Here is a 9584-nt window from a genome sequence, read left to right as displayed (position 1 = left end):
AGTCGTATGAGTACTCGTGACCTCCGCATCCACCTCCATCCTCGCCTCCGTCAGTCAGAGACCGACGACACGGCACCAAGGCTAAGGCGTTTCGCTAGGTGGGGCGAACACGACGCGTACGCTCCGTCGAATGGGCAGCCAGCATGTTGCGCCAGCAGGCCGACCTGGCGGAGGAGGAAGGAACGTTGCTGCGCTCCGTCCTCGACGCCACGTCCGACGCTGTCTTCGTCAAGGATCTCGACGGCCGCTACGTGCTGGCCAACGGCGCGGCCACGGCGATGCTGGGTCGCACGGGCGATGGCCTGATCGGCCTCACCGACGCTGATCTCTGGCCGGCAGCGGCGGACAGCCTCATGGCCCGGGACCGCGCGGCCCTATGCAGACAGGCGGCCAGCACCACCGAGGAGGTCCTGCCCGTCACGGCGGGAGCAATGCCGCGTGTCTTCCGCACCAGCCGGGCACCCTAGCGGGAGCCGGGGTCCGGCCGGCTGCTCGGCATCGTCGGGGTCAGGCACGATGTCACCGAGATAATGCGCACCAAGGAGCGGCTCCGCCTCGCGTTGCAGGCGGCCGAACTCGGCACCTGGAGCTGGGAGGCGGGAGCTGCCGAGGGCAGCCTCGACTGGGACGATCGCTGCCGCGCACTGCACGATGCGCCGTACCAGATGGCGGTGAACCGCGACGTCTGGGCAGCCCTCATCCGGCCCGAGGACCGGCCGGGAGTCATTGCGGAGCTTGCCCGGGCGCTCGATCCCACCGAGCCGCAGGATGAGATCTGCTGCACCTACCGGGTGACGATCCCTGGCGGCGTGCGCTGGCTCCGCGCCATGGGGCGTGCCTTCTTCGAGCAGGAGCGGCACGCCCCGGCCGGCCGGCGCGCGGTCCGCATGATGGGCACCATCCACGACGTCACCGCGGCGCAAGAGGCGGAGGTGGAGCGGATCCAGGCGGCTGCGGCACTGGCCGACAGCGAGGCGCGGTTCCGCGACACCTTCGACCAGGCGGCGGTCGGCATTGCCCATGTCGGGCTCGGCGGCACCTGGCTGCGGGTGAATGGCCGGCTCTGCGCCATGCTCGGCTACTCGGAGGCTGAGTTGCTCGCGCTGAGCTTCCAGGACATCACCCATCCCGACGATCTCGATGCCGATCTCGCCTATGTCCGCCAAGTGCTTGGGGGCGAGATCGCCTCCTACAGCATGGAGAAGCGCTACATCCGCAAGGACGGCGCGGTGCTGTGGATCGAGCTCACCGTGTCGCTGTGCCACGACGCCGAGGGCGCGCCGCTGCACTTCATCTCGGTCGTCCAGGACATTGCCGGCCGGAAGGCCGCCGAGGTGGCGCGCTGGCAGAGTGAGGCACGGCTGCGTCTGGCCACCACCGGCACCGGCATCGGCACCTGGGAGCTGGATCTGGTCGCAGACAGGGGCGAATGGTCGCCCGAGGCTGCCGCCCTGCTCGGCATCGACCGCCTGGACGGCACGGGGGAGAGCTGGGCCGACAGCATCCACCCGGCCGACCGGGCGGGCGCGGCCGAGGCTTGGCGCCGGGCCGTTGAAGACGAAGCCCCCTACGATGCAACCTTCCGCGCCGCCGCGCCGGCGCCCGAGGGCGGCGAGCGCTGGTTGATCTCCCGCGCCCGCATTGAGCGCGGTCCGGCGGGGCGCCCCTTGCGTGGGCTCGGCGTACTGATCGACCTGACCGCATCGAAGCAGGCCGAGGCGCGGTTGCGCCTGAGCGAAGCGCGCAGGTATGAGGCAGAGCGGACACTCCAGCAGATGGCGCGGCGCGTCACCATCGCCGCGATGGCCAGCGGCATCGCCCACGAGCTGAACCAGCCACTCGGCGCCGCGAGCAACTACCTCGGCACGGCGGTGCGGCTATTCGGCGGACCCGACGGCCACCCTCTCGACCCGGCTGGCCGCGCACGAATGGTCCGAATGCTCGACCGGGCGGGATCACAGATTCTGCGCGCCGGCAGTGTCCTGCAGCGCCTCAAGGATTTCCTTGGCAGCCGCGAGCCACGCCGTGCGGCCGAGCCGGTCTCAGAGGTGGTCAGGGAGGCCGTGGAGATGGTGTTGCTGGGTACGCCCGAGGCAGGGCTGCAGGCACCCGTCGTCACAGCTGATCCCGCTGTCGGGCTGGCTGTGCTGGACCGGGTGCAGATCCAGCAGGTGGTGGTCAACCTGGTCCGCAACGCGATCGAGGCGATGCGCGACCAGCCCGGTCTGCGCGAGCAATGTCTCACCGTGAGCGTCGGTCTCAACGCCGAAAGCCAAGTCGAGGTCTCGGTGACCGATACCGGGCCGGGCATGCCGCCCGAGAACGCCGCCCGCCTGTTCGAGACCTTCCACTCCAGCAAGCCGGGGGGAATGGGCGTCGGTCTCTCGATCTGCCGCGCCATTGTAGAGGCGCATGGCGGCCGCATCACCGCGCGGCCAGTGCCGGGCGGCGGGATGACCTTCGCTTTCACCCTGCCGCGCCTCGCCGATGGCGAGGCGGCAGCCAAACCCATGGAGATGTCAGCGTGAGAGGTGTGCCTGGACATGTCGTCATCGTCGAGGACGATGACGACATGCGCGATTCGATTGCCTGCCTGCTGGCGGCCGAGGGCCGCAGTGCCGCCGAGTATGCCAGCGCCGAGGCTTTTCTTGCAGACGGCGTGCCGCGTGGCACGTCCTGCATCCTGGTCGACATGCGGCTCGGCGACGGCATCGACGGCATCACCCTGATCGAGCGCCTCCGCCGCGCGGGCGAGGTGCCTCCTGTGGTGGTCATCACCGGCCATGGCGACATCCCGCTCGCCGTTCGCGCCATGCAGGCGGGCGCCATCGACTTCATCGAGAAGCCTTTCACGCCCGAGCGCCTGCTGGACGCCGTCGCCCGGGCCAGCACCCGTCGATCCGATGATCCCGCGCAGGGCCGTGCCCGCGAGAGGGTGAACGCCTTGTCGCCGCGGGAGCGGCAGGTGCTGAAGGGCCTGGTCGCCGGCCAACCGAACAAGGTGGTCGCGCATGAACTCGGCCTCAGCACCCGCACGGTCGAGACCTACCGCGCCGCGATCATGGACAAGCTCGGATGCCGCAGCTTCGCCGAAGCAGTGCGCCTGGCCATAACGGCGGGCCTGGACGACGAAACTCCTCCTGGGAAGTGTGCCGTCCCGGCTGTGTGACCACCGCAGGGCAACGTCGGATGGTCCCGGCGTTGCCCTGTCCGACGTGCGGGCGTTTCCTCCCGAGCCCGTCTTGTATGGTAGTGCTCAGGGCCGCGACCAGCTCCGGACGATACCGCAGAATTACGACCCCAACTGGAGGCACCGTCGGGACCGCTGGACGTGGAGTGGTGTCTAGAACCGACGTCATCTCCAGACCAAGGGTGACGTGTGGTGAGGCGACCGCGGCAGATCTCCGGATGGCATGTGTGGGCTGCCACAGGTTGCGTGTCCCTGGCCTTCTGTTGCCTGCTCGCCTTCACCCTCATTGAGGCACGCCAGGAGCGCTGGGAACGCGCCGGCCAGGGCGCCCAGAACCTGGCCCAGGCCATGGCCGACGACATCGGCCGGACCATCGGTAGCCTCGACCTCTCGCTGCAGGCTGTGGTCGATTACAGCCGGCTTTCCGATGTCATGGAACTGCCGCCCGCGGCACGTGATCGCGTGCTGTTCGACCGGGCCGCGTCGGCACCCGAGCTGGGCCGGATCTTCCTGCTCGACCGACATGGCGATGTCGTCGCATCAGGCGGCGCTGGCCCCCCGGTTTTTGGAAATTTCGCGGATCGCGAGTACTTCACGCTTCACCGCGACAAGGCCAGCGACGCGGTGCTGGTTGGAAGTGCCTTCCGTAGCCGCGTCAGCGCGCAGGCTGTCTTCGCCGTCAGTCGCCGCGTGCCGGCCGCCGATGGGAGCTTCGACGGTGTGGCGATCGGAACGGTGCGACTGGCTCCAATCCGGACCAAATTCGAGGCGGTGCGCCTCGGTCCGCGCGACAGCATGACCCTGGTCCATGAGGACGGAACGCTGATGATGCGCGCACCCTACCAGGCGGCCGTGGTGGGCAGCGAAGTCTCGCACAGCAAGGTGTTCCGCCAGTCGGTGGCAGCATCGACCGGCACCTTCATCGGGAGATCGACCATCGACCATGTCGAGCGCTTCCACGCGTTCGCGCAGGTCCCTGGTGCCCCAATGCGGCTGATCATCTCCCATGCGGTCGACGATCTTGAGGCGGGTTGGTGGCGGCAGACGACACGTGCCGGGCTGGGCACGGTAGCCCTGGTCGCCCTGGCCTGCGGGATGGCCTGGCTGTTGTACCGCGAGCTGCAGCAGCGTCAGCGGGCAGAAGCGGCCCTTACCGAGAGCGAGGCAGGCTTCCGGCTCTTGGCCGAGCACAGCACCGACATGGTGTCACGCATCGGTCCAGACGATATTCGACGTTACGTGTCGCCTGCCGCGGTTCGGCTGCTGGGTCGCGCACCCCAGGATCTGGTCGGACGACGACCGCAGGAAGCGATTCATTCTGACGACCTCGATGGCGTGGCCTCGGCGATCATGTCCCTGCATCGTGGCAAGACCGAAGAGGCGATGCTGACCTATCGGGTGCGTCACGCCGAGGGTCGCTGGGTATGGGTCGAATCATCGGTCAGGACGGTGTACGACCCGCGGACTGGTGAGCCCGATGGTATCGTCGCCATCTCGCGCGACATCTCCGAGCGGAAGGTGGCGGAGCAGCACTTGGTTGAGCTTGCTTGGATCGATGGCCTCACGAGCATCCCGAACAGGCGGAGCTTCGATGCGGCTCTGGAGCAGGAGTGGCGGCGCTGCCGGCGGGCCGGAGGATCAGTTTCGCTTCTGCTGATCGATGTCGACCGGTTTAAGGCGTTGAACGACAGCCGAGGTCACCAGCATGGCGACTGGTGCCTGCAGCAGATCGCCGCGTCGTTGCGCAGCGTCGTCCGCCGAGCGGGTGACGTGGTGGCCCGCTATGGCGGCGAGGAGTTCGTGATGCTGCTCCCGAACACCGATGCGCAGGGTGCGACCGAGGTCGCCGAGCGGCTACGCGCCGCCGTGGAGAGGCTGGCGCTGGCGCATCCGGACGGTGGCACGGGTGGCGCGGTGACCGTCAGCGTCGGCGCAGCGACGGTCCTGTTCGGCATCGCAGGAGCAGCCGAATGCGCGACCGACCTGACCGGGACAGCGGATCGGTGCCTCTACGCCGCGAAGCAGGCGGGCAGGAACCGCGTGGTGCATGCCATGTGCAGGCTTGCCGATCAGACCAGAGGCCAGCCGGTGAAGATGCAGCAAGAAGCCTGAGATCTGGCGAGGGCTGCTGTATCACGGCGTCCTGTGCCCCTTTGGCTGCGTCGACAAAGGAGAGGCAGCCCGGCTCGACGGTGCCGTGCCGGGTCACGCCGCGGAACACCGGCCCGTAGCGGTGTAGCCGCCGGAGTGAAACTGACCCGGTCGCCGGTTGAAAGCTGACCCAGGTTCTAGGGTGCCCTGTCACTGCGACGGGGGCCCGGATGCTTGGGGGAGAGCTGGCATTGGAGATCCGGGTATTGGCCAAGCACGGCAAGGGCGTGCGGGAGATCGCGCGGGAGGTGGGCGTCTCGCGGAACACGGTGCGGCGCTACCTGCGGGATCCGGAGGCGGCGCGGTACCGATCGCGGCCACCGCGGTCTGGAAAGCTGTCGGCGTTCGAGAGCTACATTGCCGAACGTCTCGCCACGGCGGCGCCGGAGCGGCTCGAGGCGACGGTGCTGCTGCGGGAGCTGCGGGAGCGCGGCTATGCAGGCGGCTACAGCATCCTCAAGGAGCATCTCGCCCGGCTGCGGCCGGTGACGGCGCCCGAGCCGGTGGTGCGGTTCGAGACCGCGCCCGGCGAGCAGATGCAGGTGGACTGGGCGGTGATCCGGCGGGGCGCCGACCGGCTGTCGGTGTTCGTCGCCACGCTGGGCTGGAGCCGGGCGGCCTATGTCGAGTTCGTCGGTGACGAGCGGCTGGAGACGCTGCTGGCCTGCCACGAGCACGCCTTCCTGGCCTTCGGCGGGGTGCCGTGGGAGGTGCTGTACGACAACATGCGCACCGTGGTGCTGGAGCGGAACCGCTATGGCCGCGGACGGCACCGCTTCCAGCCCGGCTTCCTCGACTTCGCCGGGCATTGCGGCTTCCGGCCGCGGCTGTGCCAGCCCTATCGGGCGCAGAGCAAGGGCAAGGTGGAACGCTTCATCCGCTACCTCCGGGGCAGTTTCTGGCTGCCGCTGGCGAGCCGGATGGCGGCCGAGGGGTTGGTAGTGGACCAGGCGGCGGCGAACCTGGCGGTGGGTCGCTGGCTGCGCGAGGTGGCGAATGCGCGAGTGCACGCCACGACCGGCGAGGTGCCTGCCGACCGGCTGGAGGCGGAGCGTCCGGCGCTCGGCCCCATCCCGCCGCCCTACGGCGGCCAGCTGCCCCGCCGTGTGGCGGAGGCGCCGCCACCGGCGCGGCCGCCGGTCGCCGGGCTGCAGCACCCGCTGGCCCTCTACGACGCGCTGTTCGTCGCGCCTGGCCTGCCGGGGGCGGCGCCATGACCGGGACGCAGCATGAGCGCCTCGGCGAGCTCTGCGCCGAACTGCGCCTGGCGGCGGTGCCGGACCTCTACGTCGCTGCCGCCCAGGCCGCGGCGGCCCGCGATGCCTCCTTCGGCGACTTCCTTGAGGAGGTCCTGCGGGGCGAGCGCGAGGTGCGCCGGACCAGGGCGCGGGAGATGTTCGCCCGCACCGCGGGGTTCCCGGCGATCAAGACGCTGGACGGCTACGACTTCGGCTTCGCCACCGGCGCGCCGCGCCAGCAGATCACCGAGTTAGCCAGCCTCGCCTTCGTCGAGCGGGCCGAGAACGTGGTCTTCCTCGGGCCCAGCGGCGTCGGCAAGACGCACCTGGCCATCGCGCTCGGCTACCTCGCCACCCAGCGCGGCTGGAAGGTGCGCTTCACCACCGCAGCCGACCTCGTGCTGCTGCTGGAGACAGCGCAGCGGCAGGGACGGCTGAAGGAGGTGCTGCACCGGGCGGTAAACATCTACCGCCTGCTGATCATCGACGAGATCGGCTACCTGCCGATGGGCCGCGAGCAGGCCAACCTGTTCTTCCAGGTGGTGAGCAAGCGCTACGAGCGCGGCGCCATGATCCTCACCTCGAACCTGACCTTCGGCAGCTGGGACCAGGCCTTCGCGGGCGAGGCGGTGCTGACGGCGGCCATGCTCGACCGCCTGCTGCACCACGCGACCGTCGTGCAGATCAGCGGCGAGAGCTACCGGTTGAAGGACAAGCGGCGGGCCGGAGTGATGGCGAAGAAGGAGGGCCGCTGAACGGCGCCGCCCGGGGGTGGGGCTCGCCCCACCCCCGGGCATCAGGTGGGTCAGGTTTCGACCGGCGGACCAAGACGATGTGGGTCAGATTTCAAGCGGCGTTGACAGCGGATCTCCGCTGCCCGCAGCCAGTCCTCGATGGCGCGCACTGGGCAGGGCTCGCGCGCCTTGCCACGGCTGATGGAGATGCGCTGTCCCTCGCCCTCCTGGTCGCCTTTGAAGCGCGGCAGCAGCACCTCCAGCGCCCCGGCATAGCCGAGCAGCAGGGCGCGGTCGCGCAGCCCGGCGAGGTCGGACCCGCAGGTGTGGACCAGGCTGCGGTACGGAGCTCGGCGGTGGTGAGTGCCGCCGCCTGCCGGGCCGGACGCGTATGCTCGCGGGCGATGCCGCGGAGTGCGTTGCGGATGGCGGGGTCACGGCTGTCGAAGGCGTGCCGGGCCTCGCGGTGTGCCCGGGCGATGGCGGCGAGGCGCCGGCGCAGCGTCGCCAGGGCGTGGATGTCGGCATGGGCGGCGAGGTAGGCGGCGATGGTGGCCGGGGTGGCGGGCAGCGGCGCTAGGCCGGTCTGCTGGCACCACCCGCCGAAATGGCGCCAGTCGCCGGCATAGGCGCGGCGGGTCTCGGCGGCGGCGGCGCAGGCGATGTAGCCGAGGGCGTCGCGCAGCGCCCGCTTGCCCTTTGGCGTGGGCCGCTCCGCGACGGCCGGCGCCGGCACCAGGTCCCCGCTCATCGCCCCCTGCCCTTCTCCGCCCAGGGATCAAGGCCCTCCAGCGACACCGCCAGGCCGAGATGCGCGGCGACGGCTTTCAGGGCGGTGACGTCGCCCTCGCGCCACTGCCGACGAGAGAGCAGCCGGGCAGCCTCGGCGGGCGGCAGGCCAGTGGCGGCGCCGATCGCCGCCGGCGTGGTGATGCCCTGGTCCTCGAGATAGGTGTTGATGGTGAACCGCAAGCGGATGGCCTGGAGCCGTTCGGCCTGATGCTCCCGCTTTACGCTGTCCGGCATGCCCCTGCCCGCTGTGCTGGCAGCCAGGATAGCACGGCGGCGCGCCCGCGGAGCGGCTTCTGGCTTGCGGTAACCCGCTTTTCCCGCAAGTCAGAAAGTGCTGCCATAATCGTAGGCCTCTGGCATGCCGCACTTCGATAAGGTCTTATCGATGGCGCAGCAGATAGCTGGGCGGTACCGCCTCAGTAAGCCACACCCCGTTCTCGCTACGAAAGAAGACATGACCGTCGGCTGCCATCGCCGCCGCGTCCACTTCGAGGATTGCGGGCTTGCCCCGACGGGCACCAACTTTTGTAGCGGTTTCGATGTCGGGCGACAGGTGGACGTGGTTTCTCCCCATCTTGCTCAGCCCCTCGGCAAGAATGGCGGCAAGCGCACCCCGGACCGTGCCGTGGTAGAGTTTCGAAGGCGGCGAGGCGGCCGTAAGCTTGAGGTCTACTGCCACGCTGTGGCCCTGCTGCGCCCTAATACGCTCGCCGTCGGGTGAGAAAGCGTAGCGGCCCTTTTCGTCCGCCGCGACGAGGGCTACGAGTTCTGATCGGGACAGCGGGCGTCCAGATGCGTCGAGGCTGCGCAGTAATGGATCGACTGGTGCCCAACCCTCAGCATCAAGCGTCAGGCCGGCCACTTCCGGCTTATGGCGCAAGACCAAAGCGATGAACTTGCTGGCCCGCTTGAAATTCGAGTCCGACATGGAGGGTCTCCCTCCGGTACATGGCAGCGCCGCGCAACGCCAATCAAGTCAGCCAGTCTGTTTTGGCTGGCATAATCCCGCTTCCCGCAAGCTTCATCGGGGTGACTCAATCGTCGCGGGGGTGCCCTACCCGCTCAGGTGGCATCGGAGCAGGCCGGTTCGACGGTGAGCCGCAACCTCATGCGGCTCAGTATCTTCGCCACCCTGGCGAGCGACGGGTTTGCCGTCCCCCGGTAATCGCCAGGTAGAGCGCCGGCCGGGCGAGCCCGGTCTCGCTGGAGATCCGGCTCATGCCGATGGCGCGGGCTACGGTACCGAGGCCCTCGGCGATGTCCGCCGGGTCGTCGCTGGCGAAGGATCGCCGCAAGTATTCCAGACGGCTCTCCTAGTTGTCGAGGTACTCTGCGAGATCGAAGGGCTTGGTCTCTATGTGTCCATCCGGGAACATGGTGAGTCATCTGAATCGGTTGTGACTGGCGGGTTGCGGCGGGTGGTGCGCGATTTGGCGGGATGTGGACGCCGGAGAACCGCGGTCGGTATGACCGCAGCAG

10 protein-coding genes are annotated in these 9584 nt (G+C 69.2%); 6 read left to right on the top strand and 4 right to left on the bottom strand.

Annotation, left to right across the window (positions count from 1 at the left end; translation table 11 throughout):
- Window positions 1-143: 143 nt before the first annotated feature.
- From E2C05_RS24350 to istB, 6 genes are all read left to right on the top strand, one after another.
- On the top strand, window positions 144-467 hold the full coding sequence (locus E2C05_RS24350; protein ID WP_133222240.1) for a PAS domain-containing protein: 324 nt from the start codon (window positions 144-146) through the stop codon (window positions 465-467).
- A gap of 63 nt (window positions 468-530) precedes the next feature.
- On the top strand, window positions 531-2528 hold the full coding sequence (locus tag E2C05_RS24345; protein ID WP_133222239.1) for a PAS domain S-box protein: 1998 nt from the start codon (window positions 531-533) through the stop codon (window positions 2526-2528).
- A complete protein-coding gene (locus tag E2C05_RS24340) occupies window positions 2525-3169 on the top strand; it encodes a response regulator transcription factor (protein WP_338045184.1) in 645 nt (214 codons plus the stop codon). Before E2C05_RS24345 ends, E2C05_RS24340 begins: the two co-directional genes overlap by 4 nt.
- Window positions 3170-3436: 267 nt before the next feature.
- On the top strand, window positions 3437-5302 hold the full coding sequence (locus E2C05_RS24335) for a sensor domain-containing diguanylate cyclase (RefSeq protein WP_133222238.1): 1866 nt from the start codon (window positions 3437-3439) through the stop codon (window positions 5300-5302).
- Between the two features lie 209 nt (window positions 5303-5511).
- On the top strand, window positions 5512-6558 hold the full coding sequence (istA, locus tag E2C05_RS24330) for an IS21 family transposase (protein ID WP_133222237.1): 1047 nt from the start codon (window positions 5512-5514) through the stop codon (window positions 6556-6558).
- A complete protein-coding gene (istB, locus tag E2C05_RS24325) occupies window positions 6555-7334 on the top strand; it encodes an IS21-like element helper ATPase IstB (protein WP_133222236.1) in 780 nt (259 codons plus the stop codon). The genes istA and istB overlap by 4 nt, the downstream gene beginning before the upstream one ends.
- Before the next feature lie 91 nt (window positions 7335-7425).
- Here the strand turns inward: istB and E2C05_RS34330 are convergent, their stop codons facing one another.
- The 4 genes from E2C05_RS34330 to E2C05_RS35495 form a co-directional block, all read right to left on the bottom strand.
- The gene (locus E2C05_RS34330; protein ID WP_205083036.1) at window positions 7426-8064 is read right to left on the bottom strand and encodes a hypothetical protein; all 639 of its coding nucleotides are present in this window, start codon (window positions 8062-8064) and stop codon (window positions 7426-7428) included.
- Window positions 8061-8339 carry a hypothetical protein gene (locus E2C05_RS24315; protein WP_133222234.1) on the bottom strand — a complete coding sequence of 93 codons (279 nt, stop codon included), beginning with the start codon at window positions 8337-8339 and terminating at the stop codon, window positions 8061-8063. The genes E2C05_RS34330 and E2C05_RS24315 overlap by 4 nt, the downstream gene beginning before the upstream one ends.
- A 145-nt stretch (window positions 8340-8484) precedes the next feature.
- Window positions 8485-9033: an RNA 2'-phosphotransferase gene (locus E2C05_RS24310; RefSeq protein WP_133222233.1), complete on the bottom strand. Its 549-nt coding sequence runs from the start codon at window positions 9031-9033 to the stop codon at window positions 8485-8487.
- Between the two features lie 187 nt (window positions 9034-9220).
- Window positions 9221-9400 carry a helix-turn-helix domain-containing transcriptional regulator gene (locus E2C05_RS35495; RefSeq protein WP_369127895.1) on the bottom strand — a complete coding sequence of 60 codons (180 nt, stop codon included), beginning with the start codon at window positions 9398-9400 and terminating at the stop codon, window positions 9221-9223.
- Window positions 9401-9584 lie beyond the last annotated feature (184 nt).

It is taken from the genome of Paracraurococcus ruber (assembly GCF_004353985.1).
In the GTDB taxonomy this organism is placed as follows: Bacteria; Pseudomonadota; Alphaproteobacteria; order Acetobacterales; family Acetobacteraceae; genus Paracraurococcus; species Paracraurococcus ruber.
This window is presented reverse-complemented; position numbering and strand designations above follow the sequence as displayed.